General features: G+C 44.6%; 14 protein-coding genes. 11 read left to right on the top strand and 3 right to left on the bottom strand.

Annotation, left to right across the window (positions count from 1 at the left end; all coding sequences use genetic code 11):
* The first annotated feature begins 90 nt into the window (after positions 1-90).
* Both QUB26_RS17140 and QUB26_RS17135 read left to right on the top strand, forming a co-directional pair.
* Entirely contained in the window at positions 91-1,551 is a 1,461-nt protein-coding gene (locus tag QUB26_RS17140) for a serine/threonine-protein kinase (RefSeq protein WP_333242688.1), read from the top strand.
* A 29-nt stretch (positions 1,552-1,580) separates the two neighbouring features.
* Complete coding sequence (locus tag QUB26_RS17135; protein ID WP_333318966.1) at positions 1,581-3,308, top strand: asparagine synthase-related protein; 1,728 nt, start codon at positions 1,581-1,583, stop codon at positions 3,306-3,308.
* 253 nt (positions 3,309-3,561) lie between these two features.
* Here QUB26_RS17135 and QUB26_RS17130 read toward each other — a convergent pair whose 3' ends face one another.
* Together QUB26_RS17130 and QUB26_RS17125 are read right to left on the bottom strand one after the other, a co-directional pair.
* Positions 3,562-4,098 (bottom strand): transposase, encoded by a 537-nt coding sequence (locus QUB26_RS17130; protein ID WP_333318964.1) that lies wholly within the window; start codon positions 4,096-4,098, stop codon positions 3,562-3,564.
* A 20-nt stretch (positions 4,099-4,118) separates the two neighbouring features.
* Complete coding sequence (locus QUB26_RS17125) at positions 4,119-4,631, bottom strand: transposase (protein WP_333318961.1); 513 nt, start codon at positions 4,629-4,631, stop codon at positions 4,119-4,121.
* 374 nt (positions 4,632-5,005) lie between these two features.
* On the opposite strand from QUB26_RS17125, the gene QUB26_RS17120 reads away from it, so the two are divergent.
* The 7 genes from QUB26_RS17120 (at position 5,006) to QUB26_RS17090 (ending at position 10,626) form a co-directional block, all read left to right on the top strand.
* Positions 5,006-5,191 carry a LysM domain-containing protein gene (locus tag QUB26_RS17120; protein WP_333138832.1) on the top strand — a complete coding sequence of 62 codons (186 nt, stop codon included), beginning with the start codon at positions 5,006-5,008 and terminating at the stop codon, positions 5,189-5,191.
* 164 nt (positions 5,192-5,355) lie between these two features.
* On the top strand, positions 5,356-6,060 hold the full coding sequence (locus QUB26_RS17115; protein WP_333172742.1) for a CAP domain-containing protein: 705 nt from the start codon (positions 5,356-5,358) through the stop codon (positions 6,058-6,060).
* 146 nt (positions 6,061-6,206) lie between these two features.
* Positions 6,207-8,681, top strand: coding sequence for a glycoside hydrolase family 18 protein (locus tag QUB26_RS17110; protein ID WP_333318959.1), 2,475 nt, complete (start codon positions 6,207-6,209; stop codon positions 8,679-8,681).
* Between the two features lie 235 nt (positions 8,682-8,916).
* The gene (locus QUB26_RS17105) at positions 8,917-9,495 is read left to right on the top strand and encodes a hypothetical protein (RefSeq protein ID WP_333318957.1); all 579 of its coding nucleotides are present in this window, start codon (positions 8,917-8,919) and stop codon (positions 9,493-9,495) included.
* A gap of 184 nt (positions 9,496-9,679) precedes the next feature.
* Positions 9,680-9,922, top strand: a complete 243-nt coding sequence (locus QUB26_RS17100) for a hypothetical protein (RefSeq protein ID WP_333318955.1) — start codon at positions 9,680-9,682, stop codon at positions 9,920-9,922.
* A gap of 114 nt (positions 9,923-10,036) precedes the next feature.
* Positions 10,037-10,153, top strand: a complete 117-nt coding sequence (locus QUB26_RS17095) for a hypothetical protein (protein WP_333233953.1) — start codon at positions 10,037-10,039, stop codon at positions 10,151-10,153.
* Between the two features lie 170 nt (positions 10,154-10,323).
* The gene (locus QUB26_RS17090; RefSeq protein ID WP_333318953.1) at positions 10,324-10,626 is read left to right on the top strand and encodes a DNA cytosine methyltransferase; all 303 of its coding nucleotides are present in this window, start codon (positions 10,324-10,326) and stop codon (positions 10,624-10,626) included.
* Positions 10,627-11,100: 474 nt separating this feature from the next.
* Here QUB26_RS17090 and QUB26_RS17085 read toward each other — a convergent pair whose 3' ends face one another.
* A complete protein-coding gene (locus QUB26_RS17085; RefSeq protein WP_333318981.1) occupies positions 11,101-12,105 on the bottom strand; it encodes a zinc-dependent alcohol dehydrogenase family protein in 1,005 nt (334 codons plus the stop codon).
* A gap of 198 nt (positions 12,106-12,303) precedes the next feature.
* Here QUB26_RS17085 and QUB26_RS17080 point away from each other — a divergent pair, with 198 nt between their 5' ends.
* A complete protein-coding gene (locus QUB26_RS17080; RefSeq protein ID WP_333318951.1) occupies positions 12,304-13,365 on the top strand; it encodes a transposase in 1,062 nt (353 codons plus the stop codon).
* Positions 13,366-13,607: 242 nt separating this feature from the next.
* On the top strand, positions 13,608-17,153 hold the full coding sequence (locus tag QUB26_RS17075; protein WP_333242678.1) for an EAL domain-containing protein: 3,546 nt from the start codon (positions 13,608-13,610) through the stop codon (positions 17,151-17,153).
* Positions 17,154-17,229: the final 76 nt, after the last annotated feature.

The following is a 17,229-nucleotide window of genomic DNA, read 5'->3' as shown; positions in this document are numbered from 1 at the left end:
AAATCGAAATCTGGTTTAACCATCACTTTTTCTTCGTTCTTCCCTTTTCCTTCTTTCCTCTTCCTTCTTCCCTCTTCTTAGCAAACAAAAATGGAAGTTTACTGCACCCGCCCGGGCTGCCCGCGCCCTCAAAACTCTTTTCCCGACCTCGATGACAGTTCGCGGCTGAAAACGGTGCAGCAAAAGTTTTGCACCGCTTGCGGGATGCCCATGATTTTGAGGGGCCGCTATTTGCCCGTAAGGTTGTTGGGTCAAGGCGGTTTTGGGGCGGCGTTTTTGGCCAGAGACCGGGATACTCCGGCGATGCGGCAGTGCGTTGCTAAACTTTTGCAGCCGTCGGTAAGTCTGACTCCGCCCCAGCTAAAAATCGCTCAAACTCTGTTTGAACGGGAAGCGGCGGTGCTGGAAGAACTGGGAAACGAACATTCCCAAATTCCGAGTTTGCTGGCTTTTTTTGAGCTGACTGTTACGAGTTTGCAGCCGGGAAAAAACGATCAGTTTTTCTATCTGGTTCAAGAATTTATTGACGGTAAAAATTTGGAGGATGAACAGGCTGTTAAAGGCAGGTTTTCGGAGGCGGAAACGGTGGAGGTGCTGCGGGAAATTTTGAAGGTTCTCGATTTTGTACACTCTCGCGGTTCGATTCACCGGGATATTAAACCTGCTAATATTATGCGGGGTAAAAATGGTCGGCTTTATTTATTAGATTTTGGGGCTGTTAAACAAGTAACACAAAGTGTTGGGAGTGCAAAAGCTTCGACTGGTATTTATTCTTTGGGTTACGCTCCCCCAGAACAGATGAGCGGGCAAGAAGTTTATCCGGCAACGGATTTGTATGCTTTGGCTGTGACTTGTATTACTTTGCTGAGTGGTTTGCAGCCGACGGAGCTTTTTGATAGTTACAGAAACGAATGGAATTGGCATTCGCGGGTGCAGGTAAGTTCGCGTTTGGCTCATGTTCTCGATCGAATGTTATTATCAGCTCCCAGTCAGCGGTTTCAATCTGCGAGTGAGGTGGAAGCAGCTCTGATGTCTGGGCCTCAACAGCCTAACATCGTCGTGCAGCCACCGACCCTACGGACTCCGACTCCCCTACCGACTCAGCAGCTACCACCGACTCAGCCGCCTCCTGTGCCTGTTCATGCAACACCTCCATCCGGGCTGCAACCTTCGCAGAGAGCGACTTTTTCGATTTGGGAGGTTTTGTCGGGGGCGGCGTTTACGGGTTTTGAGGCGGGGGTGCTGGCGATCGCCCTGACGAGTTTGCTGCCCTCTCCTGGCTTGAGTATCGGATTGTTGGGGATGATTGTGGCGGGTTTGATTTACGGCCAGTATCGCAGGGCGATCGAACAAACTGAGATGTTGATTATTGGTGCAGGTACTGTGGCTTTGCTGTGGTTTTTCCCGGTTTTACAGACGGCTGCAGGTGCGATTTATCCGAATTCTCCGATCACTGGCGTGTTGTTTGTGGGATGGTTGGGTGCTTTGGGTGCGATCGCTGGAACAGCTATTTTTCGGTTGATTTATAAGTTACTTTCTAATATTTTTTAAGCTAATAGTCACCTGTAGAAAAGCCTGTTTTGAACAGGCAAGATGCCTGTTCCACAATAATTATGGGAGATGTTTTATTTAAAATGCAGACTCAGAAGTCTATCTACCCGAATTGGGTCATTGCTTGGGGCCCAGAAGCCCGATCGCACCCTGCAACTTGGGAAACGTCCGGTTTTGCCATAATCGGAGCTGAACCCACCTTCAGCCCCAATCAGCGATTTGTGCTGGTAGGTGACTGCTGCTTCGATCGCACCCCAATGCTCAAACAACAGATTGATACCGAGGGATTGACCGATTTGGCGATCGTCGGGCGGCTATGGGAGCAGTACGGTACTAAAACACTGAGCTTGCTGTCAGGACAATTTGCCCTTGCAGTGTGGGATCGAGAGGAGAAAACCTTGTGTCTGGGGCGCGATCGCGTTGGAGCCAAAACCCTCTATTACAACCGTACAGGAACGACTCGCTGGATCGCGCCCCGACTGCGATCGCTCAATCCGTATCACGATCGCACACTCGATTTGGTTGCTTTGCGCGACTATTTGTGCTGTGCTTTTGTACCCGGAGCACAAACGCTGTGGGAAGCGGTGCGAGAGTTGCGCCCTGGTAGCTACTTGTATTTACCGGATGTTAAGGCGCAAAGATACTGGGAACCGCAGGAGCAAATTACTAATGCCGATCGCCCTTTGGAATGGCATAGTCAACAAGTGCGATCGCTTTTGGAACAACTGGTGCAGGAAGCGCTACCAGCGGGAGAACCAGTCGCAGCATATCTTTCCGGTGGTATTGATTCAAGTTGCGTCACGGCGATCGCAGCGCGACTGCACGATCGTCCGGTACACACTTTTTCGATGCACTTTGGCGCTCACTATCCCAGCGAGATTGAATTTGCCAACCTCGTCGCAGCACATTGTGGCACTGAACACCATATTTTAGAAGTTTCGCCAAAGCAAATTTGGGAGTTGCTACCGGAAACGCTGGCGGCGATGGATGATCCGGTGGGGGAAGGCTTGACGGTTCCCAATTTGCTGTTGGGGCGATCGGCAAAGCAATTTGCAGACGTGGTACTCAATGGCGAAGGTGGCGATCCGTGTTTTGGCGGGCCGAAAAATAAGCCGATGCTGCTGAATAGTTTGTACGGTTCGATTCAGGGTAAACCAGATCCGATCGCAGCTTATTTGACTTCGTTTCAAAAATGCTATGTGGATTTGCCGCGTTTGCTGAAGCCGGAGGTTTGGGAAAAGGTGAAGAATGCGCCTTCCGTCTTTGCTGAGGAATTGCAACAGACAGAAACGACGTTTTTGAATCGGCTGATGCGGCTCAACATTGAGTTTAAAGGAGCCGATTATATTTTGACCAAGGTGAATAATCTCACGGCTGCGGCGGGACTAAAAGCTCGATCGCCCCTATTCGATGCGCGGATGGTGGCACTGAGTTTACAAATTCCCCCAGAGTACAAGCTTTCGGGCGCGCAAGAAAAGGCCGTGCTCAAGGCTGCTGTGGCGGATTTGCTGCCCGATGTCATTGTCAACCGTCCGAAAAGCGGGATGGTGATGTCGATGCAGCAGTGGTTTTTGAGGGATTGGCAGCGACAAGCGCGATCGTTGTTGCTGAATCGTCATGCGGCGATCGCGCCTTACGTCGATCGAACACTAATCCGCGAGTGGCTAAACTATCGTGGGGAAGTTTTTCCCCGCTATGGGCTGAAGCTGTGGCTGCTGGTGACGCTGGAAATTTGGTTACAAGTGAATCGCCGTTAGTTATGCAAAATTAGGACACGGCGCCGTGCCTTTCGTCGTGTCAATTTAAGCACTTGACCCCCAAGTTTCTCGATCGACAATGGCATTTTCCCTATGCGGTTTTCGCTCTTGTTTATAGAACCGAATTAAACCGGAGAGGGCGCAGAGAATACAGAGAAACGGAAGAGACAGATGAATCGTTCCGATGCCAACGGATTTGATATACAGCGTATTCTATAGCAATCCTAAATGATTTTCTATATCTAGAGCAATCCTAAATGATTTTCTCTGTGTAAGTATATTGACGTATTTTGGGGAAATCAAATTTATGTTCGTTAGTAAAAAACTCAAATAAAAATTTGACAATCTTAAAAGACCTACATAAATACCAATACTTTCTTAAAAAGTTTTTAGCTTGTAACCAAATATCTTCAACGGGATTCTGTTGGGGAGCATTGGGAGCAAATAAAATACAAGTTATTGACCAATTATCAGGTTCTTTGTCACCATTTAGTTCTAATAAAAAGTCTCTAAATTCGCCATATTTATGATAACTAGCTCCATCCCAAATCAAGATAATCTTTCGATTTTTATATTTATTTTGTAAGTATTTTATGAATTTAACTGTTGATTTTCCATCACCAGATGGATGGCTCTGAATATGGAATTCTTTGCTTTGATAATTGAGGGCGCCAAAATAAGTTTGTCTATCTTTTTCATTGGTAATTGGGACTTCAATTCTGATTTTTGATTGACCCCAAACATAACCAGTTAAATCACCATGAAGTAGATGACATTCATCTAAAAACAATACTATTATTTCCCCAGATTCTATACCATCCTTGTTTTTAAATAAAATATAGTTAATTTCTTCCGTTTTTTTTTTACCAGTTTTTTATCAAATTTAGGATTGGTTTTTTGAGTTTTTTTCCAACTAATTTTCGCCCGCTCGAAAAGTTCATAGTAACTCTGTTTTGATTTATATGTTACACCAAATTCTCGCTCTAAATAAGTAACCAACTCATCTAAATTCCAATATTCTTTATTCTTTAACCACTCGATTACTTCAGTATTTTGTCGAGCTGTTAAATACCCTTTTGACCCTTTATGTCCTAGTTTGATTCCGGCGATGCCTTTGGTTTTAAATTGTTTTTTCCAATAACCAATAAAAAAATTACTTACACCTAAAATTTTGCTGATTTCATTGTAGCTCTTACCTGAGAGCGCCATCCTTACAGCTATTGCTCGTTTTAGTTCTCTGGCATCGATATCGCTTTTAATGAAAGATTCTAATTGGGCTATTTCTTTTTCTCTATCTTTTTGTTGCAGTTGTAAGTTATCCATTTTTTATTGTCACAATCAAGTATTGCATATAATTGTATCATAGTCTTGATAATGATTTAGGATTGCTATAGGTGTATTTCATAAACCTGGAATACGCTGTATATAAGCTGCTACGCATTTAAATTGAATCCAGAGACGGGATCTAACTCCCGACCAATTTTGGCCGGGTTTTTTTTGTCAATCGCCCGCCCTCGCCACAAATTCTCCTAAATTCTGCCAAAGTGTCCTGAAAGAGGTGCTGTGAGGCGAAAGACTAAATTAGTAGATGCACCCGTCGCTAATTTAGGATGATTGCATTTATGTATTTGTGTAGTTAATTCTGTCTAACTACTTATCTAACACAACTACGTCAATAATCTTTCAAGGAAAAAAATATGTCCAGTAAACAAGGTCAACCCCCCTGTCAACATACTGTAGAGTCTGGAGATACATTTTCCAATCTTGCACTTGCCTACTATGGTGATGGTAGCGATGCGAACGCGAACAAAATTGCAGGTGCAAATCCTGGCGTTTCCCCTACAAGTTTGCAAATTGGTCAGAAACTTCAAATTCCTGCTTAACAGATTTGGAAAGCTTGTCAAACTAACCACTGCTAATAGCAGTTATTAAGAGTGCAGAAGGTTAGCCAATCAAACTGACCTTCTGCAACTAACACTTGCAAATGGATTTATATTGACCCGAAGAAGCCAGAAATAACTCTTTTTAAAATTTTGGAGGGTTAATTATGTCAGTCGAAATTTTTGTGGATTCCCAATTCTCTGGAACCGCATCAGGTTCTCTGGATCAGGACTATTCTTATGTTGGGGATTTTTGGAACGACAAAATATCCTCAATTAAAGTTTACTCCGGCACTTGGGAATTTTTTGAGCATGCAAACTTCCAAGGGCGAAGTTTTCAGCTTACACCAGGTCAATATCCTTGGGTCACCAACGCCTGGAATGATATGATCTCATCCTTCAAACAAGTCGAACAAGGTACTCCATCTGCTCCGTCAGGCGGTGGTATGGCGCAAGAGATCCTGAACGCCCACAACTCGTACCGATCGCAAGTCGGAGTTCCACCCCTCACTTGGTCTGATACTTTGGCGAGTCATGCTCAAGAGTGGGCAAATTACCTCAGTTCTAACGGATTATTTGAGCATAGTGGAGCGGAAGGAGAAGGAGAGAACCTTTGGATGGGTACTTCAGGGGCGTTCTCTTTTACGCAAATGATTCAGAGTTTTGGTAACGAAAAGCAGCATTTTGTCAGTGGAACTTTCCCGAATGTTAGTAATACTGGCAATTGGCAGGATGTCGGTCACTATACTCAAATGGTTTGGAAGAATACTACGCAAGTAGGATGTGCTGTTGTTGACGGTGGTGATGGGAACGCTAGACTCGTTTGCCGCTACAGTCCTCAAGGAAATTTTATGGGTCAATCAGTTTTCTAACGGCATCTATCTTCATTAGACATCGACCGAATTTAGATTTTGACTCAAGCATTGCAAGGGTTTTAGTCTCCTAATCGGAGATGTCTAATGGCAGATTTATTGTAAGTTAAATGTAGAACAGTTTATTTAGCGAAAGGAGTTGAAAAATGGGATTCTCTCAAGATTATTCAAACGTTCCTGACTGGGTAGCTAAACCCGAAGGGTACCCGACCGGATCGATGGTCAAATACAATGGCAACATCTTTTATGCCAACTTCTGGGCTTCAGAACCAGGGGTAGGGGATGCAGATCATAATGGTTGGCGGTTTTACGATGAGTTGTACGATCAAACACCTCACACGCCTACCGCACAAGCTAAAATCATTGCCTATATTCCTACTTGGAGAAAGAAAGAGGGATTTAACTATGCCAATGATGAGATGTATCGATACATCACACACGGCATCGTCTCATTTCTCATGTTTAGTGAGGTAAATATCGGTGAGTTTGAACCAAAGTCTTTGGATGAGGTTAAGGCAATCCTCTCAGATGTGGTCAACACCGGACATCGAAACGGTACGAGAATCTCAATTGCGCTGGGAGGTGCAGTTGATTATGGATTCCTCAATTTGATGACTTCTATAGGAAATAATCCCGATAATCCACTTCTGAATCGCGCCGTACAAAATGTAGTCAATTTTGTCAACTCAAACCATCTAGATGGCGTAGACCTGGATTTAGAGTGCTGGTGGGGCAAACCTGGCGAACAGGATCAGGGAGGAAGACCAAAAGGTGATGGACCTCATCCGGCTGGATCTGCTTTGACTTTGTTTGCTCAAAAATTAAAGCAAGCTATGCCTGATAAATTGGTTTCTGCAGCTATTTTTGGCACCTCATGGTATGGAAATAACTATGACCCAAAATTAGCAGATTATGTGGATTGGCTGGGAATTATGACCTACGATCTTACTGGATCTTGGAATAGTTCTCCAGTGGGGCCACATACAACCCTGTATAAGATACGCAATCAGGAGTCATATGTTGAAGAACAACAGGGAGAGTGGCCTGGTGGTGGGATTGTAAATAATCCTATTCTTTCAGTGGAAGACACACTTTGGTACTGGACGAATCCGTTATTTGTGAACTGGCAGGGTGCAGGACAAAATATACCCAGAGACAAGATCGCCGCAGGAGTGCCGATCTATGGCTATGATTTTGCCTATGGAAAAGATCCAGATGACTTGAGTGGTGAAGTTCCTCCAGGGTATAAATCGATTCGGTACAAAGATATCCTGGCTCAATTTCCAGATGCTCATAGGGCTGCCAATGGCAATATTAAAGTGTCGGGAAGTACACCTAGACCTCCTTTTATCTCTGCTTCAGGAAATTACCCGTATACTCACAATATCTACTTTGAAACTCCAGGCACTGCTGTTAGCAAACTGAATTTCTTAAAGGATGTGGGAGCGCAGGGAGTGATTATTTGGGAACTTTCTAATGATATCTGGGAAGAGGGGAAAAGCATCATTAAGGCACTTTACCAAAACTCTGGCAACCCGGAAACCAGACCGGCATTGCCTCCAAGTGGGAAGACACCTGTGCCAAGCGATATACTCACCCCGCTCATCGAACGTATCGGAAGCTACACAAATGAGTTCGCGGCTGAGATAGCACAAGGACGTGAAAAGGAAACATCTCGATTAGGCTTGCTTGTCGATCCAAGTTTGGTAGAAGCAATCACAAAATTTTTCGATGAAGCTGGAAAAACAGAGGGCGAAGAAACCTCAAAGGACGATAAAGATAAAATAATTGGATTGTGGATTGAGATAGAGGAAACCGCAAAAAGATATAGGGTAGATAGTCCAGACGCTGTAAGTGTCTTAACAGATCTCAAGGATAAAGTCGCCGGATTGGTCGGGCTGGTTGGGTTGATGATCGGAGGAGTGGCTGGTTGGGTATTTGTACCGTTCTTCTCAATGATTACTTTGTTCCAGGCACATGTTTTGCTGGAAGGGTTTGCACGACAAAATCCTTCAGAAGGTCGAGATCGAGCTCCTGACAATAATGAGGATGAGGAAGAGGAACAAAAAGAATGTGAGCGTGAAGCCGATGAGGTTTCACAACAAATACAGCGAGCCATAGATGTGCTGAAAGGTGCTTTTGATAAATGGCCCACAAAGGATTTAGGAGATATAGGATCGGTCTTAGGTATCCCAGGTATCCCAACCCCTCCTGCTCCACCTGTTGATCCACCTTCTCCTGTGGAGTATAACTATAACGTAGAGATATCAATAACGTATGAGTTATTGCCCCCCCCTGCACACACGTATATTAAGGTAGATTTTCAGAACTCGGATCAAACAGGAAAGTTAGCAACCTTTGGAGGGGACGCTTATATCTCTACACCAAGTTCGCCTATTTTTGGTGGTGGTTCTTGGCAAGGTACGGCAAAGCTCAACTATGGGGTTGACTGGCTTGCGAGTCAGGGCTGGAGAGCTAACTTTGATTTGACCTATGGTCCAGGTGGGATGAATTTGCATTTACGGGGTTTGTCTGGCGAAGAAATAGGTCACATTTCATCAAGTGACCAGGGAGTGGTTATCCCTGGAGCTGGAACTGGTGAAGGTGGGTTTTACCTATGACGCAAAAGCAAAAGACCAGTACCTAAAAAGGGTCTGGGTCTTCATGTTCAATAACATAGAATTAGGGTTTCAGGAATTCCGATTTGATGATTTAGCCCTGTTTGCTCAAGTTTCTGGGCTGAATAGTACCTTAACCCCTATTAACTTCTGAGGTGAACGATTATCACCGAAAGAAACAAAAAAACTGAGTATGCTCACACAAATCAATCTAGTTCACTAAACAGGATAATTTATCATGTTCACTACAATTCGTGACAATGCCAAAAAAGCAAAAAACCGTTGCAAGAAGCGACCTAAATCCTATGTAATTCTATGCAATAGTGAATACATGATCGTTCCTATTAAGGCTGATATGAATCCATATAATGGTAATTTTTGGTTTGCGGGTGGTACTCCTCAGTTTTTTGGTGGTTCCCCGCAGGGTGATCAACTACAGACCATGCAACAAGAAGTACGGGAAGAAAGTCGAGAAACTTTGCGATTAGATACTATTAATGGACAAGTTTATACCGCTGAACCATCCGACATAGATAACAATACATATAGCTTTTCCTATTCGCTAAATTGGGATCGTACTGGCACGCCTTGGAATGACGATGTCCAGGAGCAACTGCCACCTAACCAAAGAGAAATGCAGAGATTAGTGAGCGTCCAACGTAATATATTTGCAGGCCGAACCGACCCTAACGAAATCATTGGTATACTTGTTAACGAAACTAATACTGTGTTTGCGCCGGGTTCTAATGTTTTCAATACCTCGCATACTGCGACAGCTTTTGTAATTTTCATCAGAGATATTTGGCCTAATCTCTAAAGGAGTATTCCCAGCGATCGCCGCTTTTGTAGCGACTGCCTTAAAAGTTAAGCGATCACTCATGGAGGAAGGATGATTTAGTGCGATTTCTATTCGTCCAAGTCGAATCTCTACAAATACAGGTTCATCTGAGAATGACTTTGCTGTCGATACCAATCAATTTTTCTGGAGAAAAAATATACTCATGAATAACTTACAAACTGGCGATCCAAAAGGGAATCAAGCCGAGGAAAACATGATATCCAAAGAAATCATCAGTACAGCAATGCAAAATCTTCGCGAAGCTGTCACGAGCATAGCGCAAAGCTCCAACAAAGAAAAAGTTATAGTCGAAGAGTTTCAGCTCATCGGCTTCAACACCCAGTCTGCTGTAGCACTTGTCACTCTCCTCGAAGACTCTCAAGGCAATCTCCTCGAAGACCAATGAATATCTAGAGGCTCTGCCTCGATTGAAAAATAGTAGAAAAGATGAGTTTTTACCGTCGGCTTAATAGCCCTGAAAAAAATCCGTTTTATTGACTTATTCTCAGGAAGAGGGGGCATGAGATTAGCGTTTGAATCCGCCGCTCGTTCCTTGAATCTGGGAACGGAATGCCTCTTAAGCAGCGAAATTAATCCCGACGCTCAGTTACTTTACCAGTACCGGGTAGGCGACTAATTGACTATCGCGGTGGCACTTCTCTTCATTCTTGGGAACTGGGTTTGCGAGGCGAGTTCAGTTTAGACAAAATTGAGTTGATGAAGAGTTTTATTTTGAAAAGGCGAAATAAATAATTTGGGCATGAGCCAGATGACAAGCTATTAACTAAAGAGCAAATAGCTACTTTTGTGGCTCATCCCAATCTCGATAAAGTTTTGGATTCCTTGGTAACAAAAAAGTACCTGCAAGGGAACAACAATCAGCACAAACCTGTAGCCGGTAACTTTTTCTTTGAAGTCTATAAATTTCTCGATCCGCATAAGATTTCGGTAACAATTGTTGCCAGTGATGCTAATAGATTAGGAGTTTACTCTCATAACCGAGTCCGCAGGATTACTCCCCGCGAAGCAGCACGGTTACAAGGTTTTTCAGATAGTTTTATTTTGCATCCTAACGATGATAAAGCTTATCATCAACTGGTAATAGTGTAAGTATTAATGTAGTTAAAGCTGTTGCTCTAGAAGTTATCCATAATTGTTTATCCTCAGCAAAGCAAGTTCCTTTGAAAAATGCAGTTTAATAATTCTCAATCATAACCTAAAACTATATAGGATGGGCAAAGCGATTCCCCCGCCCAACTAATTATTGCGTCACGACCTGTATTATGCAAATGGTGAGTAGTATGACGGGATCTCCTGCCCGTTCCACAATAATTGTATAAAAATTGACTGTCAAATTAGGTGTACAACAGCTTAGCAATCCTCGCATCATTTGTGAATTTATTACTCCCTCCCCTTGGTAAGGGGAGGGTTGGGGTGGGGTAAAAAATTTACTGCTCCTGCAAGGATTACTATAGCTTTCCTGGGATGATTATGGGATGTTTGGTTTCACCTTTTTTAAATTCGCCAACAGTCTCTTGCGATCGCCCGCGATTCTTCAAGCCGCAATTTTAAGCATCCGCATTTTTAAGCCCCAATTTCAAGCACTATTTTACCTGTTACCGATCCTGTTTCTAACAGTTCGTGAGCGGCTTGCGCTTCTTCGAGAGGGAAAGTTTTGCTGACGTGAATTTTTAGCAAGTTGCGATCGCACAAACGAGCACACTTCTGCAAAATCTGAGCCTGCTGTTCCTGTTCCTCCACCAAACCTTCCAGCATCGGTGTCAACATTAATTCCAGACTAATTCTCAGATTCCGCATTCTCGCTGTTTTCAAATTGCCCAAAGCCGGATCTGGTTCCAAAATTGTTACCAAATCTCCATAAATTTTCACAGTCGGAATAGTTTGGTAAAAAGTTTCTCCCCCGACTGTATCGAAAGCCAAATCAACTCCTTGTCCTTGAGTCCAAGTCAAAACCTCATCGACAACATTGGTATTTTTGTATAAAATAACTGCATCTGCACCTAGGTGCTTGACAAAATTGGCTTTTTCCTCAGAACTAACAGTGGTGCAAACCTCTGCACCCTGCAACTTCGCCAACTGTATCGCGACGTGGCCGACACCGCCGGCACCAGCTTGAATCAGCACCTTTTGACCGGCTTGCAAGCGCCCTCGATCGTACAGCGATTCCCAAGCTGTAATTAAAACTAACGGTGCCGCCGCCGCCTCAGCAAAACTTAAAGCAGCAGGCTTGAGGGCGAGAAAACGTTCGTCTACAACGGCAAACTCAGCATAAGTCCCGATCGATCCGCCCAAACCGCCATTGCAGAAAAAAACCTCGTCTCCCACTTGGAAACTTTGCACACCAGCACCGATAGCCTCTACGACTCCAGCACCGTCGCACCCCAAAACGTGAGGAGCTTTATCGGGGTAAAAAGTGCCGCGCGATCGCAACTTAGTATCTATCGGATTGATACCCGCCGCTCGCAACCGCACCAAAACTTCAGTTTCTCTTTGTATAGTAGGGGCGGGGATATCTTGCACTTTCAATACGGACGGGCTTCCGGGGGTTTGAAAAACGATCGCTTTCATCATGAGTGTTACACTAGATCAGATAATCCCTAGACTTTATTGTACATTGCTTAGCAAAGCAACAAAAAACTTTTCGTTTATCCCAAAATTTATGAGGGTTGTTGAAAGGCATTACATAGATCGGCAGCATCAGTTTTATAAACAGTTTGATGGCTTATCATTTCTGTTCAAAAATCTCTACGATCGTGGTAAATATTTATGAGGACACACTTTTTCACTTCGGGTTCTAAAGTTGGTGGCACTAAAATTATCAGACAGTTATTTGCCATCTTCAAACCTAGAGACTTCTCTCACTCATTCCCTGCTAATATTAGCAAGCAAGTTTTCAAACAAGTTGTTCACGATTGGGAGGATTGCCAAAAATCAAGAATAGCGTATGACCGAAATATACCTAAATTTTCATTTCTCCCCAGCATCCCCCAATACAAACATAGAATCTGTACAGGTAACTTGTTCAGTTCTGATAACCAATCCATAAAAAAAAGGGGGAGCGACTCCAATAAGGGACTACTTCATTTCTCTCCAAGTGACATAATAATTTCTACAAAGTCCCAAGATGTCATAAAGGTAAGAATAGTTCCTGCAACAGCGCTCTACTTTGTTGAGGCTGCCCATCAAAAGCTTGTAACGTTGGTGAATTTAAATTGCCACCTTAGAGCAAGTATAGATTTAGGGATAGATCGCCTCGTAGCTGTGGCATCCAATAAGCCAACATTTATTCCAACTATTTATGATTCTCAAAAAAATCTCACATCAATCAATCAATGTTTCAATCAGCGCCAAGCATTTTTACTGTCAAAAATTGAGCAGGGAAAATCTACCAGGCGCCAAATTCAGCAAATCACCTTTAAACGAAATAAACGATTAGAAAACTACCAAGATAAAACCAGCAGTTTGATTATCAAGCGGTTGGTGGCTCGGAAAATAATTCAGTTCATTATTGACACAAATGTGAGAAATAAACACAATATAAAATTACAAAAAAAGCATCAAATTTTGGGTGTAATTCCTCATACCGAAATCGTAAAGTTTATTATTTACAAAACTGAGCTAGTCGGTATCAACATAATAGTTACACAAGCATATTATACAAATAAGTGCAGATTAGGGGATTTAGAGCCTGTCGGTAAGCAAGACTCTTATCAGGGTAAGATCGATAAACGCGGGTGGTTTCGGTCTTGGAATGAAAGTCGGATTAATGCTGATGTGAATGCAGCGTTAATTATGATTAGAAAAGTAAACGTAAACTCACCCCCTTAGAGGAGTGCCACAATCGTATATATGTGTTTACAATTTCACCTGTACGGTTTCAGCCTGTACGAAAAAAAATACAAAAAGTTCGGTAATGTCAAGTATTGCCAGGTTTTTTGTGAACTGTTAACTCTCTTGTCGCTTTCAGGGCGATCTGACCTTGTATTCGTTACCCATCCGTGACGATACTTAGTTATTTTTAAATAGATTGGCTTCAGATAACTACAATAATTGTCGAGCGGTGCTAATCGATGTTCGATCGAGATTTATTTTTTTACTTTGAGATTCTTGCATATCTTCTGGGATTATTGACGACTTTAGCCGTGGTGTCCGCGATTTATCTCAAGTGGCACCGAAGGCCTTCTAGTCTACCGCTAGCCAAAGAGCAACGGCAGTTGGCAGAATTAAAACCCGACGATTTATCTGCGGGATTGAAAATGCGGAAAAACTTTTTGATTTTTCCCAACTCAAATCTGTGGCCGGCAACTGACAGCTTCTTGGGTAAAGTTTTAGGTATGGGTCGCGCTGTATTCTTGGCTAAGCAACAGCGCCTAAGTGTGAATTCTTCGCCTATTCTGGGGCCTGGAAATAGCAAAACGCTAAGTCTGAGCATTGCGGGTTCGATGGGGCAAAATCCCGATCGCCCGAATGCCGAGAATCCTCCCAAAGTTAATGCTTTCGCGCAATTAGAGGAAGATTTGCTGGGCGAAATCCTAGCAGGTACTGATTCGCCGGGGGGAGCAGAATTCTTTGATGCCTTAGTGTGCCACTTAGCTTCAGCACTCGGAGTTCGCACCGCCGTCGCTGCCAAATCGATTAAGTCGAAGGCACGCACCGATGCTGCTGCCGATAGATTGCAAGTTATCAGTTTTTGGAGCGACGGACAGCAGCAGCCAAATTTTGAGTGCGACACTGCCAATACTCCCGAAGCGCGGGTGCTGGAGGAGGGAATGTATTCCTGTCCAGACTACCTCGGGGAAACCTTTCCAGAAGACCGCAGACCGGTAGTTACGGGTGCGCGCAGTTTCCTGGGAGTCTTGCTGAAAAACTCTTACGGCGAACCTTTAGGGATTATTTGTATTTTTCACGATCGACCCCTGGTGGAAGCACATCTTGCCAAATTCCGATTAATTCTCAGTATCTTTGCCGGACGGGCAGCCGCTGAATTAGAGCGGCAGCGCCTAGAAGCAGCACTGTCCACTGTAGAAGCGAAATACTGCGCCCTGGTAGAACAAATGCCCGCTGTCACCTACATTTCTCCCCTCAACCGCAAGGCTGCCAAACTTTACATCAGCCCGCAAATCGAGACTTTTCTGGGTTATTCTGTATCTGAATGGAGAGCCGATCCCGACCTGTGGCTGAAACTCGTTCACCCAGAAGACCGTGACCGCGTGTTAGTTGAAAACGCTACACAGAAATTCAGCGATGGAGAAGATATCTTCTGCGAGGGGTCGCTGGTTTCAGAATACCGCGCGATCGCCCGCAACGGTCGAGTCGTCTGGTTCCGCGATCAAGCTACCGCAGTTCGCGATGAAGCAAGCAAGTCTGTCATCCTTCAAGGCGCAATGTTTGACATCACAGAGACTAAAGTAGCTGCCAGCGCGTTGCTAGAAAGCGAATATCGCTATTACACCTTGGCAAAAATACTGCCGGTCGGGATTTTCCGCGCCGATGCTGCTGGAGATTGCTTGTACGTCAATGAGCGATTTTTGGAGATGGCGGGACTGACTGCGCCAAAGGCACTCGGCGAAGGTTGGGCGCAAAGTTTGCATCCCGAAGACCGCGAGCGTGTTTTGAGCCAGTGGTATCGCGCTGTCATAGACAAGTTGCCATGTAAGTTAGAGTACCGCTTTTGCAACGGTGAGTTGACAACCTGGGTATTTTGGCAAGCAGTGCCAGAAATTACCAAAAGCGGGGAAGTTCTAGGCTATCTCGGCACGTTGACCGATATCACCGATCGCAAGCAGGCAGAATTCGCGCTGCAACAGGCCGAAGAGAAATACCGCAGTATTTTTGAAAATGCGATCGAAGGCATTTTCCAGACAACGCCCGACGGACGCTACCTCAGCGCTAACCCTGCTTTGGCGAGAATTTACGGCTATTCCTCGGCCGCCGACTTGATCGCGAACATACGCAACATCGACAGCCAACTCTACCTCGATCCCAACCGCCGTGTCGAGTTTTTGCGCGCGATCGAAAAACACGGTTTTGTGTCTGAGTTCGAGTCCCAAGTTTACCGCGCTGACGGCACTACTATCTGGGTTTCCGAGAACGGCCGGGCAGTTCGCGATCCTGACGGAAATTTACTTTACTACGAAGGCACTGTCGAAGATATTACCCTCCGCAAAATAGCAGAAGATAAGTTGGTACACGATGCTTTGCACGATATGCTAACCGGTTTGCCCAACCGAGCTTTATTTATGGATCGCTTGGGGCACGCGATCGATCTTTCCAAACGCCGCCCCGAAATTTTGTTTGCGGTGCTGTTTATCGATCTTGATCGCTTTAAGGTTGTTAACGACAGTTTGGGGCATTTAGTGGGCGATCGGTTGCTCATCGCGATCGCGCAGCGCCTGGGAATCTGTTTGCGCGCTGGAGATACCGTTGCGCGTCTTGGTGGCGACGAATTCGCTATTTTGCTGGAAAATATCAAAAGCACCGAGGATGCGATCCAGATTGCCGAACGAGTGCAAGCGGAACTGGCAGAGCCTTTTTACCTTAACGAATATCAAGTTTTTACCAGTGCTAGCATTGGGATTGTTTGTTCTGGTTTGCCTCGATATCCAAGGGAAACCAGCAAACTGTCGAGTCCCGAAAATTTGGGAAATATCGATCGGGAAACTTCTTTGTCTTGCTTATCTTCCGACTCTCCTGTTCCCAATGTCCCGTTCCCAATGTTGTACGATCGGCCTGAAGAACTGCTCCGAGATGCAGATGCGGCCATGTATCATGCTAAGGGATTGGGCAAAGCTCGCCACGAAGTTTTTGACTTAAGTATGCACACTCGCGCCGTCGCCCTTTTGCAACTGGAAAACGACCTGCGACGCGCTTTAGACTCCCAGGAATTTCAGCTTTACTATCAGCCTATCGTCTCTCTTGTTACTGGTAGAATCAGCGGTTTTGAAGCGCTGCTGCGGTGGTATCACCCGCAGCGGGGTGTCGTAGCTCCTGGCGAGTTTATTTTAGTAGCTGAAGAAACTAGATTGATTATACCTATTGGCTGGTGGATGATGCGATCGGCTTGCCATCAGATCCACGAGTGGCACCAAAAATTCCCCGAAAATCCGCCGTTGACTGTCAGCGTCAACCTTTCTAACCAACAATTTAAACAACCGGATTTAATCGATCGCATTCGCGACATTTTACAAGAAACTCAGCTTGACCCCCGCACTTTAAAGGTAGAAATTACTGAAGGCGTCATCATGGAGAATGCCGAATCAGCAGTGGCTATCCTCGCGGAATTGAAAAATTTACAAATTCAATTATATATTGACGATTTCGGCACTGGCTATTCTTCTTTGAGCCGCCTGCACACTTTTCCAACTGATGCTTTAAAAATCGATCGAGCTTTTGTCAGCCGCATGACTGAAGATGAAGGAAACGAAGCGATTGTACAGACTATTTTAATTTTAGCCAGTCATTTAGGCATGGATGTAATTGCTGAAGGCATCGAAACCAGCGAACAGCTTAATTTACTTAGAGCGCTGCAATGCGAATACGGACAAGGATACTTTTTCTCAAAGCCGATAGACAGCATCGCAGCCACACTTTTGATAGAAAGTCAACCCCAATGGTAAGGATCGCGAATTAAATAACTTACAATTTTAATTGTTATTGTGGGATGGGCGTCCCGCCCGTCCAAAAAGGACGGGC

This window comes from Microcoleus sp. B4-C1 (genome assembly GCF_036705285.1).
GTDB lineage: Bacteria > Cyanobacteriota > Cyanobacteriia > Cyanobacteriales > Microcoleaceae > Microcoleus.
Note: the sequence above shows the minus strand (reverse complement) of the source record. Positions and strands in the feature narration are given on the sequence as shown.